Here is a 14,454-nt window from a genome sequence, read left to right on the forward strand (position 1 = left end):
CCCGCGTCCGGGGGTCAACCGGGGGGCCCGCGGGAGCCCGTCCCGGCGCAGGGTACCGCACCCGAGTGTCCACCCATGGACACCGCGGGGCGGCGCCTGGGGTTACTCCTGACCCGAGCGGGACTTCGCCTTGCTGGGTTTGAGCATGTTGCGGATCTTGTTCTCCAGGTCCTGGGGCAGGCAGGGCTTGGCGACGAACTCGTCCGCGCCCACGGACAGGGCGTGCTCGGCGTTGCCGGCGAGCACGTGGCCGGTGAGGGCCATTACGGGGATGTCACGGGTGCGCGTGTCCTGCTTGATGCGCCGCGTCGCCTCCCAGCCATCCATGACGGGGAGGGACAGGTCCATGAGGATGATGTCCGGCTCCCCCTCCTGGGCCTTCTCCACGGCCTCCAGGCCGTTCTTCGCGGTGTCCACCTCAAACCCGCAGAACTCCAGGTATTCGGCGTACATCTCGCGGGCGTCGTCGAAGTCGTCGACGACGAGGACGCGCTGCTTGGCGGAGTTCACGGGAGCGGGCCCACCGCTCGCGGTTGGCTCACCCTCTGGAGATGTCAGGACCGCGTTCTTCATGGAGCAGAGGCCTCGCATGCAGGGGAGGGGCGAAGCGAATCTAAACACGTCCACCGAAAAGCGCCCGTTCTCGCAAGATTTCCCTGGACGGATCCGAGGGTAGGTCCGTTGTCCGCTGAGTGACAGGGGGACAGTGGACGACAGTGTAGGTGGGCGGAAGGGCTGGGGGTGGGGGTCAGTGGTTGAGGCGATACACGTGGACCTCCGCTCCCACCGAGTACATCGGAGGAGGCACTTCAATCCACGTGAGGAGCGGCTCGTCGTCCGCGACCATTCCGAGCATCGGAGGGCTCTTGGGGATCATGCCAGGCGACGGAATCAATATCCCGCCAAGCGACTCCCATTGAGTCCCGTTCCACCGTCGCACCTGGCCCTTGCCAGACCTGTTGGCGTCATTCCCCATCAGACCATAGAGCGCCACGACAGGGCGCCCTTGGGTGTCCAGCTTCACCGAACTCACGGTCGTGTTGTCCACACCCGGCAGAGCATCCACCGCTCCACCCCACGGCTCCCAGGCGCTCCCTGTCCACTTCTTCAGGAGAGTCCTTGGCTTTCCCGTGACCGTATCCAATGTCGCCACCAGCGGAGCATTGCTGGCGTCGAACGACAGGGCTGTCAGAAGGCCAGACAAGGAAGCGCCTATGTCCTGCCAGGCGCTTCCTGTCCATCGCATGGCGGTGAGCAAGGGAGTTCCTCCTCCAGTGAACTGCTCCCTCAGCACCACGAATGGATCCCCCCGGCCATCAACATCCATGAAGAAGGAGTCCACAATCGAGTTCGCTCGCAGCTCAATGGCGGAACCCAACTGCCCCCAGCTTCCGTCGCGCCATTGGCGGACGTAGATGCGCGTCCACCCTTCACCCGTCTCCACGGATGCGAGGGTGAGATACGGATGCGCTCCCCGAGCCAAGCGCCAGTCCATCACAGATGCTCCCTGCACGACGGGGGTCAATGTGGGGCCCAAGGGTTCAAAGGACTGTCCGTTCCAGCGCCTGACGAACCATTCGTAGTCCTTGAAATTCATGTTCTCGAACCACACGACCGTCAGCTTTCCATCCACATCCACCTGGAGTGCGCATTGGTAGGCGTTGGTCACCCTGCCTGAGCTCATGGGCGTCCCCAGAGCCTCCCATGAACTCCCACTCCATCGCCGGACATGAACCTTGAGTGTCTCTTCCCCGCCGTCTGTCCACGCAACAATGGGACGCAGGTCCGCACCCATTCCGTAGGAGGCGCTCTCGATATAGCCCCGACCGGGAAAGGACGTGAGGGGAGCCCCCAGGTGGAGATGCGCTGGCACAAGCCAAGACCAGTCCAGGGACGCAGAGTCGAGCTTGTTCCCAGCGAAATCGGCGACCGTGTCCGCCATCACCACCCGCACCCTCTGATTCACCGGAAGCGGTGAGGTCGGGTTCAAGGTCAAGGTCCTTCCATCTCCCGAAAGAAGGACTGCTGCCTCCAAACGCGTGGTCTCCACCATCAATTGGACTGACTGTTCATTCACCGTGGTCGGATCCAACGCCTCCGAGAAGGTGGCTTCCACGGTCGCCAGGACCGAAACGTCCGAGGCATCGTTGAGAGGAACCTGGGCGACCATGCGTGGCTTCGTCCGGTCCGTCATCAACTGGCGCGGGGCGCTCAAGAACGCCTGCGCTCCCTGGCGCGCACGGATGAAGAACGCATGTGGCCCCTCTGAGATGGATTGAGTATCCCAATCCAGAACGAAGGGCTCTTTCAAGGTAGCGACCGCGGTGCCATCCACGAGCAGTTCCACACTGTCGGGTGCGGCCCCGGTCAGTTGAACCTGGAACCTCACAGTGCTTCCGACCGTTGCTCCTTCCATGGGTGATACCCATTGGATGCCAATCGGCTCCTCCTGCGGATCCGTTCCGGCGTCACTGCCTGGGGGCGTCTCGGGCGGAGCAGCGAGATCGGGAATCTGGATGCATGCCGCAGGCATGAGCAGCATCGCCATCAGGATGGAGCTGAGATTTTTCATGGTGACGCGGCTGAGCAAGAAGGAGTCCATCCGGAAGCAGCCATGCTCCGTATGCATCCTCGGGATGTTGCGCGTCCAGTGACGCGGGGACACGTCTCCATTCAAGACGGGAGGATCCCACCTCGGGGACAGCTGGAAACGAAGATGCCCCCGCGAAGCATGGGCTTCACGGGGGCATCCAGGAGGAGTCAACCTCCCATGTCAGGCTGACGCAGCCAGGCTCAAGGATTAGTTGGGCAGGGCCGGCGCGGGCTGCTGGATGATGCCCGTCGCTTCCAGGTCCGCGTTGATCGGCTGGCCCCAGATGGACTCGTAGACGTCGTTGGTGCCAAGGACGGGCGCCAGGTTGCTGAACGCCACCCGGATACGAACCCGGTCCAGGCCGCTGCTGCCGCTGTTGAGGGCGGTGGTGCCGCCGTAGATGAACGAATAGCGGGTGCTGTACCCGGACGCCTGGATGCCAAACACCGGCAGCTCGGCCGGCGTGCGCGTCTGGATGGGCTTCGTCGGCTCGGCGATGTCCAGGGGGAAGCCCTGGCCACTGTAGTTGTCAATCTCACCGATGGAGTTGCCACCCACGCCGCCGACGCCGTCGATGTCGGTACCGAAGAAGACCTGGACGGACTGGCCGACCTGCTTCGCGATGGGCGCGCTGAAGGTCACGTACACGAGCTCACCAGTATTGAGCTGGAACGCGCCATTCGCCGGCGGCCGCTCGGTCTCCTGGTACCGGATCTCCGCGATGGTCAGCGCCCTCGGAGCGGACTGGTCGCCGCCGAAGAAGAAGCCCGTGCGGCTGTAGTTGCTGCCACCCTCGGCGGCCACGGCGCGCACGAAGATGTTGTACTCCTTGCCCTCCTGCACGATGCCGTTGCCCGGGGTGATGGTCGCCGAGTAACCGCCGACGTTCACCGAGGCCGTCACCGGCAGCGACTCCTTGGCGTACTCGTCCGTCAGGCGCACGAACACCGAGCCCGGCTGCACCGGCTGGTTGAAGTACACGTAGATGGGCTCGCCAGGACGCACCATGTTCCGGAGCGGATCCACCTCCGCGGCGCCCTTCAGGCTGGACACGTTGCCACCCTCGATGTTCAGCGCACCCACGCCCGACGGCTTCGAGAAGTTCAGCTGCGCGAGCGTCGTGGCCTGGGAGCCCACGATGGAGCCACCCGAGTAGCTCTTCGTGTAACCACCCGTGTCCACCACCCCGTCGCCGTTGGTGTCCATCGGCGCGATCCAGAGGTTGTACGTGCCGCCCAGGCGCGCCAGCTCCACGCCGGAGGGGATGCCGTTGAAGGTCAGGACGCCGTTGGAGTCCGCCGTGGCCTCCACGTAGACCTTGCTGATCACGGAGGAGACGGAGTCGTAGTTGCTCAGGATGACCGAGCCCGCCTTGTCCACCTCCAGCACGCCCTTCGCGCCCACCGCCGGACGGCCCTGCGGCGTCACCACGGTGACGGCCAGCGAGCTGTTCAGCTGCGTCAGCGTCACCGGACCAAAGCTCGCATTGCCGTTGTTGATGGGCACCGTGCCCGCGGCGGCCGGCACCGTGGAGGTCGCGCGCAGCGTCGAGTAGCCGCCCTTGCTGAACGTCAGCAGCACCTGCGCGGCCGCCGGCACGTCCGTCATCACGAAGTTGCCGCTGGCATCCGTCGTCGCCGACTTGCCCGTCGGCTGGCTGCCAATCGTCATCGCGACCGTGACGTCCGCGATCGGCTGCAGCGTCGTGCTCAGCACCTGGCCCGACACCGTGCCCTTCGGCGTGGACGGCACCACCACCGACACGTTGTTCGGATCACGGATACCGTCCGCGACACCATCGTTGTCCGCGTCAGTCGGGTCACCGCACCCCCAAACCATCAGCGGCAACACGGCCATCAGCACTTGCTTCTTCATCGTCCCCACCTTGAATTTATGACGGAATTTTCACGCCCCAGCTGCTCCCAAAAGGGCGGAAATCGGACACTCCCCGACCCGGGCCCACGCCGTCAAGGTGGGGTGAATTTTACCCAAGGGCTGCCAAGCACCTCGAACCAGGATGACTCACCATGTCAGACGTCAACGACCCCTGCCTCGGCTGCGCCATCGTTCGCGGGGGGGTCCACCCACCGGGTGGCGTGCTCGCGCGGGCGCCCGGGCTCGTCCTCCACGGGGTGGCGTCCCCCAGCCCCGTCCCGGGCTGGGTGGTGCTCACCAGCGATCAGCATGTGCGCGGCTGGTATGACCTGGACGAAACGGCCTCGCGGGAGCTGGGCCCGTTCGCCGCCCGGGTGATGCGCGCCCAGCGCGAGGTGCTCGGCGCCGAGCACGTCTACGCCTTCGCCATTGGCGACGTGCTCCGCCACTTCCACCTTCACCTCGTCCCCCGCTTCGCGGACACCCCGTCCCACCTCCGGGGTCGGGGCGCCTTCGACGCGGTCCCGGCGGAGCACCTTTCGCCAGAAACGCTGGAAGCCGCGGCCCGGCGGCTGGCGGCGGCGCTCGCCCGCTGACCCACGCCCGGCGTGCGGTGCTCTCCCGGGCTGGCCAGTGTCATGGACCTGACACCGTATCGGGGGAAGAATGCCGGCGTCCTCATGCGTGCATTCCCCCTCGGTCCCTGGCTGCTGTCCCTCTGGCTCCTCACCGCCGGTCCCGCGCTCGCGGACAACAACGCGGACGAGGCGGACATCGCCTTCGAGCTGGGCAACGACGCGTACTCCCACGGCAACTACACGGAGGCGCTGCGCTCGTACTTCACCAGCTACCGGCTGGTCCCCAACCGCAACGTCCTCTTCAACATCGCGCGCTGCTTCGAGGCCCTGGGCAAGTTCAACGAGGCGTACCGCTACTACAACGACCTGCTCGGCGAGGACCTGCCGGCCGAGGACGCCTCGGAAGTCACCCGCTCCCTGGAGCGGCTGCGCCCCAAGGTCGCCCTGGTGCGCGTCACCACCAATCCCCGCGGCGCGGAAGTCTTCGTGGACCGCGCGGACCTGGGCAGCCGGGGCCGCTCACCGCAGACGCTCGCGCTGTCGCCGGGCCGCCACAAGGTCCTGGTCCAGAGGTCCGGCTACCGCCCCACCGAGGCCACCGTCACCCTCATCCGGGGCCGGGAAGTGCCGGTGGACCTGGACCTGAGCCTCATCACCGGCATGGTGGACATCACCGGTGCTCCTGAGGGCGCGGAGGTCCGTGACAGCCCCACCGGCCCCGTGCTCGGCCGCATCCCCGCGAAGCTGCGCCTGTCCCCGGGCCAGCGCGTGCTGCACGTGCGCGCGCCCGGACATGCGCCCGGACAGTACGTCATCGACGTGCCCGCCGAAGGCACCCTGCCGCTCGCGGTCACGCTGACCGCCCAGACGGCGCCCAGCGGGCGCGTCGTCGTCACCGCCAACCACGACGGCGCCACCGTGCGCGTGGACGGCCGGCCCGCGGGCTTCACCCCCACGGTCGTCACCCTCCCGCAGGGTGAGCACGTGCTGGAGGTGGAGAGCCGCGACGTGCGCCCCGTGCGCCAGAAGGTCACCGTCATCCCCGACCAGGAGGTGAAGGTCCACGCCACCCTGCGCTACGAGCCGCCCCCGGTGCGCGCGGCGTCCAAGCGACTCCTGTCCGTGGACGAGGCCCCCGCCTCCACGACCGTGCTCACGCCGGAGGAGCTGCGCGCGTTCGGCTGGCGCACCCTGGCGGAGGCGCTGGCGGGCGTGCGCGGCTTCTTCCTCACCGACGACCGGACGTACACGTACCTGGGCGTGCGCGGCTTCTCGCCGCCGGGCGACCTCAACACGCGCATCCTCATCCTCTGGGACGGCCACGCGATGAACGACGTGTGGGCCGGCCAGGGCTACGCGGCGCATGACCTCAGCGTGGACCTGGAGGAAGTGGAACGCATCGAGGTGGTGCGCGGCCCCGGCAGCGCGCTGTACGGCACGGGCGCGTTCTTCGGCGTCATCAACGTGGTGCCGCGCGAGTCGCTGGGCCTGGACCGGCGGCTGGAGATCACCGGCGCCGTGGGCGCGCTGGGCTCCACGCTCGTGCACGCCACCACGTCATGGGAGGACCCGCAGCGCTCCGTCCTCTTCAGCCTCGCGGGCATGAAGTCCCACGGCGCGGACACCACCCGCCTGGGCGACTCGGGCCCCATCGTCACCGGCCTGGACGGCGAGAGGGCTGGCACCGGTTCGCTGCGCGCGCGCCTGGGCAATCTGTCCCTGGTGGCCCGGCTGCACGGGCGCAGCAAGGACGTGCCCACCGCTCCCTATGGCACCGTGGTGGGCGCGCAGGGCACGCGCGTGCAGGACGTGCGCGGCTTCGCCGAGGCGAAGTACGAGCGCCCCCTGTCCGAGCGCTTCGTCCTGTCCCTGCGCGGCGCCCTGGACCTGAGCCGCTACAAGGGCCACTGGAACTACGACGGCGGCGACAGCTCGGCGACGAACACCGACTCCGGCGCCGCGGACTGGCTCACCGCCGAGGGGCGCCTGCTGGCGGTCCTGTCCGAATCCAACCGCCTCACCGTGGGCGTGGAGGGCCAGGCCCAGCTGCGCGTGGACCAGAAGAGCGTGGGCCCCGCGGTGGCCGCGTCGCTGAAAGCGCCAACGCGCTCGCTCGTGTCCGTGTACGCGCTGGACGAGTGGCGCCTGCACCCGCGCCTGAGCCTGTCCCTGGGCTTCCGCGTGGACAAGTACACCGACCTGGACTCGCTGCCGCTCACGCCCCGGCTCGCGGTCATCGGCCGGCCGTATGAGCAGGGCCTCACCAAGCTCGTCATCGGCCGCGCGTTCCGCGCCCCCAACGTCTACGAGCTGTTCTACGAGGACAACCTCCTCACCCAACGCCCCGCGAAGCAGCTGAACCCGGAAACCATCACCACCTTCGAGGTGGAGCACTCGCACGACCTGACGCACGAGCTGCGCCTGACGGTCGCGGGCTACCACAACCGCATCTCCCAGCTCGTCACGCTCACCACCGAGTCCGAGGCCACGCCCGCTTGCGGCACCCCGAGCGCGCCCGCCCAGTGTCTGGTGTACGCGAACAACTCCGGCGAGACGCTCGCGTGGGGCGCGGAGGCCGGGCTGCACTGGCAGCCGGGCCGCTGGCTGCTGGTGGACCTGAGCTATTCGTACGTGACGCTGCGCAACGCCTCGCAGGACGTGGTGGAGGCCGCGCCCGCGCACCTCGCCTCCGGACGCTTCCTGCTGCCCGTGGGCAATGGCGACATGCGCATCGCCACGCAGGCCACCTACCAGAGCGCCCGGGTGCCGAGCGTCGCTGGCGCGGCCAGCGGGGAGGCGCTGCTCGTGGGCTTCGGCGTGTCCGGTGACTACGGCCGGCTGCGCTACTTCGCGGGCGTGAACAACCTGCTCGACTCGCGCTACGCCTTCGTCGTGAGCGACGACGTGTCCGCCGGTCCCGTGCCGCAGTACGGCCGCACCTTCAACCTCCAGCTCACCGGCAGCTTCTGACAGACTCCCGCGCCATGAATGACCTCCGCTTCGACTTCATCGACCCCCGCCATCCGCTCTACGCGGGCGAGCTGGAGCTGCGCTTCCGCGTGCTTCGCGAGCCGCTGGGCCATGCCCGCGAGGACGTGAAGTTCCCCTTCGAGGACGCCAGCCTCCACCTGGTGGCCCACGCGAACGGCGACGTGCTGGGCTGCGTGCTCTTCCACCCGGAGGACGCGCACGGCGGCCGGCTCTTCCAGATGGCGGTGTCGCCCTCGCTGCAGAAGAAGGGCCTGGGCGCACAGCTGGTGCGCGCGCTGGAAGAGGAGCTGCGCACGCGCGGCTTCCGCCACGTCCACCTGCATGCGCGGGCCCCTGTCGTCCCCTTCTACGCACGCCTGGGCTACGCGCCGTACGGCGAGCTCTACGAAGAGGTGGGCATCCCCCACCGGAACATGCAGCGCGACATCTGAGGCCTCAGGCCGCGGGGGCCTGGGCCGCCGGCAGACGGCGGCCGCTCCAGAGCACCACCACCAGCGCCGTGAACGACATCGCCGCGCCCACCGCGCATACGCCCGGCCAGCCCGCGCGCGTCCACGCCGTCATGCCCGCCCACGCTCCCGCGGCGCCGCCCACGAAGTAGGTCACCATGTAGAGCGTGTTGAGCCGGCTCCGGGCGTCGGGCCGCAGCGAGTACACCCGCGCCTGGTTGGCGATCTGATTCGCCTGCGCGCCCAGGTCCAGCAGCACCACGCCCAGCGCGATGCCCCACAGCGAGTGCCCCACGAGCCACAGCACGACGAAGGACGCCAGCAGCACGGCGATGGCCAGCGCGTTGATGCGCCGGTCCCCACGCTGGTCCGCGTAGCGCCCCACCAGCGGCGCGATGGCCGCGCCCGCCACGCCCACCACGCCGAAGAGGCCCGCCACCTGCGCGTCGTAGTGCCCGGGAAGTGAGCGCAGGTAGAGCGCCAGCGTGGCCCAGAACGCGCTGAACGCGCCGAAGGTCAGCCCTCCCAACAGCGCGTGCAGTCGCAGCACGGGCTCCGTGCGGGCCAGGTGGATGAGCGACCGCATCAACTGTGGATAGGACATGGAGACCGAGGGCGGTTGCGCGGGCAGCGTGAAGCGCAGCACGACGCCCGTCACCACCATCAGCCCCGCGGCCACGAAGAACATGGTGCGCCAGCCCAGGTGCGTGCCCACGAAGCCCGCCGCCGTGCGCGACAGGAGGATGCCGATGAGCAGCCCGCTCATCACCGTGCCCACCACGCGTCCTCGCTCCGAGGGCGCCGCGAGCTGCGCCGCGAACGGGATGAGCATCTGCGGCACCACCGTGGTGACGCCGATGGCGAAGCTCGCCGCCACCAGCACGTGCAGGCTGGGAGCGAGCCCCGCGACCACCAGCGCCACGCCCACGCAGCCACACAACAGGAGGATGACCTTGCGGCGCTCCAGGCTGTCGCCCAGTGGCACCAGGAACAGCATGCCCACCGCGTAGCCCACCTGCGTCAGCGTGGGCACCAGGCCCAGTGCGCTCCCGTCCGCACCGAGCGTCCGGCCGATGTCTCCCAGCAGGGGCTGGTTGTAATAGAGGTTCGCGACGGTGACGGCGCCGGCCACCGCCATCAGCCAGACGAGCGAGGGACGGAGCGAAGCGGAAGGCGCGGGGTCGGAAGGCGTCTGCATGGCGGGCGGCGCAACGGATATGCCCCGCATGGACTCGCTTCAAGCAGGACGTGCGCCCCCATCACCGTCCTGGCGGGCAGGCCGTGCGTGCCCCCTTCCCCACGGGGCCCGCGCGCGGCAGGCTGCGGGCCATGCTTCGTTCCCTTCTGCTGTGCGCGGTGCTGGCCCTGGCCGGCTGTGGTGATTCTTCATCGTCGTCTTCGGGTGACCCCGCCAAGGAGACCTACGCCGAATCCCTGGGCGTGGACCTGTCCGCGATGAACAAGAGCGAGTCCGGCCTCTACACGCAGGACCTGGTCGTGGGCACCGGCAAGGAGGCCGTCGACAAGAGCTACGTGGTGGTCCACTACGCGGGCTGGCTTCCGGACGGCTCCATGTTCGACAACAGCCGCTCGCGTGGCCAGCCCTTCGACTTCGTGGTGGGCAGGGGCGACGTCATCAAGGGCTGGGACGAGGGGCTCGTCGGAATGCGCGTGGGCGGCAAGCGCAAGCTCGTCATCCCTTCCGACCTGGGCTACGGCTCGCGTGGCTCCGCGCCCGTCATCCCCAGCGACGCCGTGCTCGTCTTCGACGTGGAGTTGATGAACGTCTACTGAGGCGTTCCCCCGGACACCGGCGGCGCCGGAGGCGAGCGCTTCTTCGGAATCGTGGAGCGCCCCTTCGGCCCCTTCAGCGCCACGCCCAGCAGCATCGTCGCGGGCAACATCATGCCCAGCCCCTGCGTGAGGTCCTGCGGGGGATGGTTCACCACGCCCAGCACCATTCCGGCGAAGAGCAGGCCGCAGATGACGCGGAGGACGAGGGCGTTCACGGTCGAAGGCTCCCAGGCGGGCAATGCCCGGTGGCGGGCGGCCGGAGCATAGCGCGCGGCGCCCGGCCGCGCCGTCCGTTAAGGTGGCCCCGTGAGCCCCCTCAAACGCTTCCAGCCCGGCTACGAACCGCCCGCTCGCTCGCGCGACATCGCGCTCCTGTTCGCCACGCGCGGCATGGACCTGCTCGTGTCCGAGCAGGACGGCCGACTCGACCTGCCCCGGTGCTCGGCCCTGCCGGAGGCCGCGGCCAGCGCCCACTTCCTGGGAATGCTCGACGACACGGACTGCTACGCGGCGCCCGTGCCGGGAGACTTCACGCCTCCGGAGGGACTGAAGTTCGTGCCCGCCCGCTCGCTCTACAAGCAGGTGGACGAGGCGACCTTCGCCGTGGCGGGCCGCGCGCTCTCCATCTCCGAGTGGGACCTGAACCACCGCTTCTGCGGCAAGTGCGGCGCGGCCACGCAGCTCGTGCCCGGCGAACGCGCGCGCCGCTGCCCGGTGGACCACACGCCGTTCTATCCGCGCATCGCTCCGGCGGTCATCGTCCTCGTCACCCGAGGTGACGAGATGCTGCTCGCGCGCAACGCGTCCTTCCCAGAACCCTTCTTCAGCACCGTCGCCGGCTTCGTGGACGTCGGCGAGTCGCTGGAGGAGACCGTGCTCCGCGAGGTGAAGGAGGAGGTGGGCGTGGACCTGAAGAACGTCACCTACTTCGGCAGCCAGCCGTGGCCCTTCGGCCGCTCGCTGATGGTGGGCTTCATGGCCGAGTACGCAGGCGGCGACGTCGTCGTGGACGGCAAGGAGATCGCCGAGGCGCGCTGGTTCGGCGTGGACGACCTGCCGCGCATCCCGCCCCGCCTGAGCATCGCACGCCACCTCATCGACACCTTCATCGACCGGGTGAAGGCCCGCCGGGCTTGACCCCCTCCCCCCAAGGGTGCGCTTGATGCGCCCCTTCGCACCGCACGCCATGCCTGCCGCACGCCCGCACATCGAGCCCCGCCGCGTCCCCACCGCCGACTCCGTCGTGGTGAAGGAACTCTACCTCTCACTCCAGGGTGAGTCGTCCCACGCCGGCATGCTGTGCGGCTTCATCCGCCTCACCGGCTGCCACCTGCGCTGCACGTACTGCGACAGCGAGTTCGCCTTCCACGGCGGCAGCCGCATGAAGGTCTCCGAGGTCGTCGAGAAGGCGCTGGCCTGGAACTCGCCCACCGTGGAGGTGACAGGCGGCGAGCCCCTGCTCCAGCCCGGCGTGTATCCGTTGATGGAGGCGCTGCTGGACGCGGGCCTCAAGGTGCTGCTGGAGACGAGCGGCGCCATCGACGTGCGGCTCGTGCCCCCGGCCGTCCACAAGATCGTGGACATGAAGACGCCGTCGTCCGGCGAGTGCGACCGCAACGACTACCGCAACCTCACGTCCATGAACGCCAACGACGAGCTGAAGATCGTCATCGGCTCACGCGTGGACTACGAGTGGGCGCGCGCGCTCGTGCAGGAGCACCAGCTGGGAAAGAAGCCCTACGGCGTCCTGTTCTCCACCATCTTCGACAAGCTCCACCCGCGCCAGCTGGCGGAGTGGATCATCGAGGACCGGCTGCCGGTGCGCTTCCAGCTCCAGATGCACAAGTACCTCTGGGACCCGAACGAGCGCGGCGTGTGACGCGCACGCCCGGCGTCCTCAGGGACCGTGCCGCCTCAGAGTCGTCAGCACCAAGGCGATGAGCGCGCCCCACGCCAGCAGCCCCAGCAGGTTCAGCGCGGACAGCACGCGCAGCACGATGGCGAAGCCTCGGTCGCCCACCTCGTCGCGGCGCCGCAGCTTGCGCGTGGAGATGACGGTGCCCGCCACCGCCGCCGCGAACGCCCCCATCAGCGCCAGCAGCACCGTCGTCCCTTCGCCCTGCCTCCCCCCTGAGAACATCCACAGCGGCGCGACGAGCAACAGGAGCCCCAGGACGTTGGCCAGCAGCGCCAGCCGCACCGCGCGCGATGGGCGCATGTCCTGGAAGCGTCGCTCGGCGCAGGGCGCGCAGTACGCCGTCTCCTTCAGCACCTCCGTGCACGCGCCGCACAGGTAGCCGCCGCAGCGCGCGCAGAGGGCCACCGCGGCCGCGTCCGGATGCTGGCCACAGCGGGCGCCCGTGAGGCTCGCGGCGGATCCGCTCATGCGTTGGGGACTAGAAGCCGGGGGGCGGCATGCGAGCCATCGCCGCCGAGATGCCGTGCGCGCCCATGCCCAGGAACACCGCCGTCAGCACCGTGCTGGCCACGAAGCCGGCGACGATGAGGTTCTTGCGCGGGTGCTCGAACTGGCTGAACGCGTAGACGAGCATGTAGCAGGGGATGAGCAGCACCATGACGCCCGTGCCCACGCTGCGGCGGAAGGCGTGCGTCAGCAGGAGGGCCGCGCACACGAGCGAGACGACCCCGAACAGGATGGCGAGTGGCAGGAGCGGCACACCCGCCCCCTTAGCACGCCTTCGCCCCTTTCGCGGCGGACGTGCGCATACTAAGGACGCCCCGCCGCCCACCCGCCGAGGAGGTCCCCACCATGGCCATGCTCAAGACGTTCCTCATCTTCATCCTGGCCGGCACGCTGCTGGGCACCTTCATCGCCTCGTTGGCGGCCCCCTCCTACATCGAGTGGAACAACAGCACGCCGCTCGCCACGCAGACCATGTGCAACCTGCCGGAGGTGGTGCGCAGCGTGACGGCGTCGCTGATGCACTCGCAGCTGATGGGCGCGGCCATTGGCGCGGGCGTGGGCCTGGTGGCCGCCATCCTCGTCGTCGTGCGCGCCCGGAGCCGCGCGAAGCAGCGTCCGGGCTCTCCGCCTCCCGCGGCCACCGCCGCCTGAAGCCGGCGCGCTACTGCTGCTTCTGCAGGATGAAGAGCGGGGGCGACTGGCCCAGCAGCACGCCCCCGTTGTGGTCCTCCACCTCCACGTAGAGGTAGATGGGCTGGTTGGGGTCCTCCAGCGGCGCTGGCGCCGTCCAGGTGGGCGTGGCGATGTTGGCGTTGCTGAACACGCCGCCCGCGTTCGAGGGGTTCTGCGTCCAGCGGAAGTAGATCTCGTCGTTGTCCGCGTCCGTCACCTCCAGCTGCAGCTGGATGACGGTGCCCTCCTCGAACTTGAGTCCGCCCGGCGTGGACGGCGAGCCCAACGGGCGCGGTCCGGCGGTGATGACGGGCTGGTGGTTGGGCGCGCCGCACCCCACGCTCCCCAGACCCAGGGCAAGCAAAGCAAACAAGAACGAGCGAGAACGCGACATGGACTTCCCCCTGCTAGGACAGGCCACACCCTAATTCGGCCCCCGGCGTTCCGTACACCCACCCGAAGGCCCCGGCCGTTTCATCAGCAGGCGATGAAACACCTGCGGGCGCCGCGCCAACTGTCGCTCGGCGCGCATCCCGCGTCGGGAAGAGAACCCATTCCGCCAACAAGCCAGGGGGACGTGCGTCAACGCCGTCCCGGGCGCCGCGTGAACAGCAGCAACTTGTCCGCGCGCGTCAGCCGCTTGATGGCGGCCTCGCGGCGCAGGGCGGTGCTCCGGTCCTCGGCGGGCTCGCTCCACACCAGCGTCACCGGCAGCCGGGCTCGCGTGTACGCGGCGCCCTTGCCCCGGCCGTGCGTGGCCAGGCGACGCTCCAGGTTGTTGGTGGCACCCGTGTAGAGCGTGCCGTCCCGGCAGCGCAGCATGTACACGGTCCAGGCGGTGGGCGGGGCTTCCGACACGGCGAGCCCCACTCTACCGCCAGGACCGCGCCCCTCAGAAAAGCTTCTGCCCGCCCCCACGCTTGCCGTACAGGCGCGCCAGCCGCCGCGTCCGGGTGCGGACCGCGTGCGTCTTGCGAACGCGCGCCATGACGTCCGACACCTGCGCCAGCGGATCCGTCCGCCACCCCGCCAGGACCTGCGTTTCGTGCACCACGCCCACCAGACCGCCCCCTGCTC

At 69.1% G+C, this 14,454-nt stretch carries 16 protein-coding genes and 1 pseudogene; 7 read left to right on the forward strand and 10 right to left on the reverse strand.

All coding sequences use genetic code 11. The features are described 5' to 3' along the window. Window positions 1-102 precede the first annotated feature (102 nt). The 3 genes from D7X99_RS32025 to D7X99_RS32035 all read right to left on the reverse strand — a co-directional run bounded on the left by D7X99_RS32025 (window position 103) and on the right by D7X99_RS32035 (window position 4,468). Window positions 103-573 carry a response regulator gene (locus D7X99_RS32025; RefSeq protein WP_120576209.1) on the reverse strand — a complete coding sequence of 157 codons (471 nt, stop codon included), beginning with the start codon at window positions 571-573 and terminating at the stop codon, window positions 103-105. 175 nt (window positions 574-748) lie between these two features. Next, window positions 749-2,602, reverse strand: a complete 1,854-nt coding sequence (locus tag D7X99_RS32030; RefSeq protein ID WP_158627103.1) for an Ig-like domain-containing protein — start codon at window positions 2,600-2,602, stop codon at window positions 749-751. Window positions 2,603-2,800: 198 nt separating this feature from the next. Continuing rightward, window positions 2,801-4,468 (reverse strand): carboxypeptidase-like regulatory domain-containing protein, encoded by a 1,668-nt coding sequence (locus tag D7X99_RS32035; protein ID WP_121781071.1) that lies wholly within the window; start codon window positions 4,466-4,468, stop codon window positions 2,801-2,803. Window positions 4,469-4,620: 152 nt separating this feature from the next. Between D7X99_RS32035 and D7X99_RS32040 the strand changes: the two genes are divergently transcribed. The 3 genes from D7X99_RS32040 to D7X99_RS32050 all read left to right on the forward strand — a co-directional run bounded on the left by D7X99_RS32040 (window position 4,621) and on the right by D7X99_RS32050 (window position 8,468). Next, complete coding sequence (locus D7X99_RS32040) at window positions 4,621-5,064, forward strand: HIT family protein (RefSeq protein ID WP_121781072.1); 444 nt, start codon at window positions 4,621-4,623, stop codon at window positions 5,062-5,064. A gap of 84 nt (window positions 5,065-5,148) precedes the next feature. Further along, a complete protein-coding gene (locus D7X99_RS32045; RefSeq protein WP_121781073.1) occupies window positions 5,149-8,016 on the forward strand; it encodes a TonB-dependent receptor in 2,868 nt (955 codons plus the stop codon). Between the two features lie 14 nt (window positions 8,017-8,030). Continuing rightward, window positions 8,031-8,468 carry a GNAT family N-acetyltransferase gene (locus D7X99_RS32050; RefSeq protein WP_121781074.1) on the forward strand — a complete coding sequence of 146 codons (438 nt, stop codon included), beginning with the start codon at window positions 8,031-8,033 and terminating at the stop codon, window positions 8,466-8,468. Between the two features lie 4 nt (window positions 8,469-8,472). Here D7X99_RS32050 and D7X99_RS32055 read toward each other — a convergent pair whose 3' ends face one another. Continuing rightward, on the reverse strand, window positions 8,473-9,684 hold the full coding sequence (locus tag D7X99_RS32055; protein WP_121781075.1) for an MFS transporter: 1,212 nt from the start codon (window positions 9,682-9,684) through the stop codon (window positions 8,473-8,475). A gap of 131 nt (window positions 9,685-9,815) precedes the next feature. Here D7X99_RS32055 and D7X99_RS32060 point away from each other — a divergent pair, with 131 nt between their 5' ends. Further along, the gene (locus tag D7X99_RS32060; protein WP_121781082.1) at window positions 9,816-10,280 is read left to right on the forward strand and encodes an FKBP-type peptidyl-prolyl cis-trans isomerase; all 465 of its coding nucleotides are present in this window, start codon (window positions 9,816-9,818) and stop codon (window positions 10,278-10,280) included. Here the strand turns inward: D7X99_RS32060 and D7X99_RS32065 are convergent. Next, the gene (locus D7X99_RS32065; protein WP_121781076.1) at window positions 10,274-10,495 is read right to left on the reverse strand and encodes a hypothetical protein; all 222 of its coding nucleotides are present in this window, start codon (window positions 10,493-10,495) and stop codon (window positions 10,274-10,276) included. The genes D7X99_RS32060 and D7X99_RS32065 overlap by 7 nt on opposite strands. 91 nt (window positions 10,496-10,586) lie before the next feature. Here D7X99_RS32065 and nudC point away from each other — a divergent pair, with 91 nt between their 5' ends. Beyond that, window positions 10,587-11,417: an NAD(+) diphosphatase gene (gene nudC, locus D7X99_RS32070; protein ID WP_121781077.1), complete on the forward strand. Its 831-nt coding sequence runs from the start codon at window positions 10,587-10,589 to the stop codon at window positions 11,415-11,417. Between the two features lie 49 nt (window positions 11,418-11,466). Continuing rightward, window positions 11,467-12,159 (forward strand): radical SAM protein, encoded by a 693-nt coding sequence (locus tag D7X99_RS32075; protein ID WP_120576201.1) that lies wholly within the window; start codon window positions 11,467-11,469, stop codon window positions 12,157-12,159. An 18-nt stretch (window positions 12,160-12,177) separates the two neighbouring features. Here the strand turns inward: D7X99_RS32075 and D7X99_RS32080 are convergent, their stop codons facing one another. Continuing rightward, window positions 12,178-12,666: a hypothetical protein gene (locus D7X99_RS32080; protein WP_121781078.1), complete on the reverse strand. Its 489-nt coding sequence runs from the start codon at window positions 12,664-12,666 to the stop codon at window positions 12,178-12,180. A 10-nt stretch (window positions 12,667-12,676) separates the two neighbouring features. Further along, window positions 12,677-12,958: a hypothetical protein gene (locus tag D7X99_RS32085; protein WP_120576203.1), complete on the reverse strand. Its 282-nt coding sequence runs from the start codon at window positions 12,956-12,958 to the stop codon at window positions 12,677-12,679. Window positions 12,959-13,050: 92 nt separating this feature from the next. Between D7X99_RS32085 and D7X99_RS32090 the strand changes: the two genes are divergently transcribed. Beyond that, window positions 13,051-13,356, forward strand: a complete 306-nt coding sequence (locus D7X99_RS32090; RefSeq protein WP_121781079.1) for a hypothetical protein — start codon at window positions 13,051-13,053, stop codon at window positions 13,354-13,356. Window positions 13,357-13,366: 10 nt separating this feature from the next. Here D7X99_RS32090 and D7X99_RS32095 read toward each other — a convergent pair whose 3' ends face one another. The 3 genes and pseudogenes from D7X99_RS32095 to D7X99_RS32105 all read right to left on the reverse strand — a co-directional run. Next, window positions 13,367-13,771, reverse strand: coding sequence for a hypothetical protein (locus D7X99_RS32095; RefSeq protein ID WP_147476314.1), 405 nt, complete (start codon window positions 13,769-13,771; stop codon window positions 13,367-13,369). 188 nt (window positions 13,772-13,959) lie between these two features. Next, complete coding sequence (locus tag D7X99_RS32100) at window positions 13,960-14,199, reverse strand: GIY-YIG nuclease family protein (protein WP_120595616.1); 240 nt, start codon at window positions 14,197-14,199, stop codon at window positions 13,960-13,962. A 70-nt stretch (window positions 14,200-14,269) separates the two neighbouring features. Then, window positions 14,270-14,454: pseudogene (locus D7X99_RS32105) on the reverse strand (hypothetical protein); the annotation flags it as partial.

This window comes from Corallococcus sp. AB032C, from assembly GCF_003668935.1.
In the GTDB taxonomy this organism is placed as follows: domain Bacteria; phylum Myxococcota; class Myxococcia; order Myxococcales; family Myxococcaceae; genus Corallococcus; species Corallococcus exiguus.

Excerpts from the sequence above, each read along its gene's own strand:
- D7X99_RS32025 (WP_120576209.1), bottom strand. The coding sequence starts at position 573 with ATGAAGAACGCGGTCCTGACATCTCCAGAGGGTGAGCCAACCGCGAGC.
- D7X99_RS32030 (WP_158627103.1), bottom strand. The coding sequence starts at position 2,602 with ATGGACTCCTTCTTGCTCAGCCGCGTCACCATGAAAAATCTCAGCTCC.
- D7X99_RS32035 (WP_121781071.1), bottom strand. The coding sequence starts at position 4,468 with ATGAAGAAGCAAGTGCTGATGGCCGTGTTGCCGCTGATGGTTTGGGGG.
- D7X99_RS32040 (WP_121781072.1), top strand. The coding sequence starts at position 4,621 with ATGTCAGACGTCAACGACCCCTGCCTCGGCTGCGCCATCGTTCGCGGG.
- D7X99_RS32045 (WP_121781073.1), top strand. The coding sequence starts at position 5,149 with ATGCGTGCATTCCCCCTCGGTCCCTGGCTGCTGTCCCTCTGGCTCCTC.
- D7X99_RS32050 (WP_121781074.1), top strand. The coding sequence starts at position 8,031 with ATGAATGACCTCCGCTTCGACTTCATCGACCCCCGCCATCCGCTCTAC.
- D7X99_RS32055 (WP_121781075.1), bottom strand. The coding sequence starts at position 9,684 with ATGCAGACGCCTTCCGACCCCGCGCCTTCCGCTTCGCTCCGTCCCTCG.
- D7X99_RS32060 (WP_121781082.1), top strand. The coding sequence starts at position 9,816 with ATGCTTCGTTCCCTTCTGCTGTGCGCGGTGCTGGCCCTGGCCGGCTGT.
- D7X99_RS32075 (WP_120576201.1), top strand. The coding sequence starts at position 11,467 with ATGCCTGCCGCACGCCCGCACATCGAGCCCCGCCGCGTCCCCACCGCC.
- D7X99_RS32080 (WP_121781078.1), bottom strand. The coding sequence starts at position 12,666 with ATGAGCGGATCCGCCGCGAGCCTCACGGGCGCCCGCTGTGGCCAGCAT.
- D7X99_RS32090 (WP_121781079.1), top strand. The coding sequence starts at position 13,051 with ATGGCCATGCTCAAGACGTTCCTCATCTTCATCCTGGCCGGCACGCTG.
- D7X99_RS32095 (WP_147476314.1), bottom strand. The coding sequence starts at position 13,771 with ATGTCGCGTTCTCGCTCGTTCTTGTTTGCTTTGCTTGCCCTGGGTCTG.
- D7X99_RS32100 (WP_120595616.1), bottom strand. The coding sequence starts at position 14,199 with ATGCTGCGCTGCCGGGACGGCACGCTCTACACGGGTGCCACCAACAAC.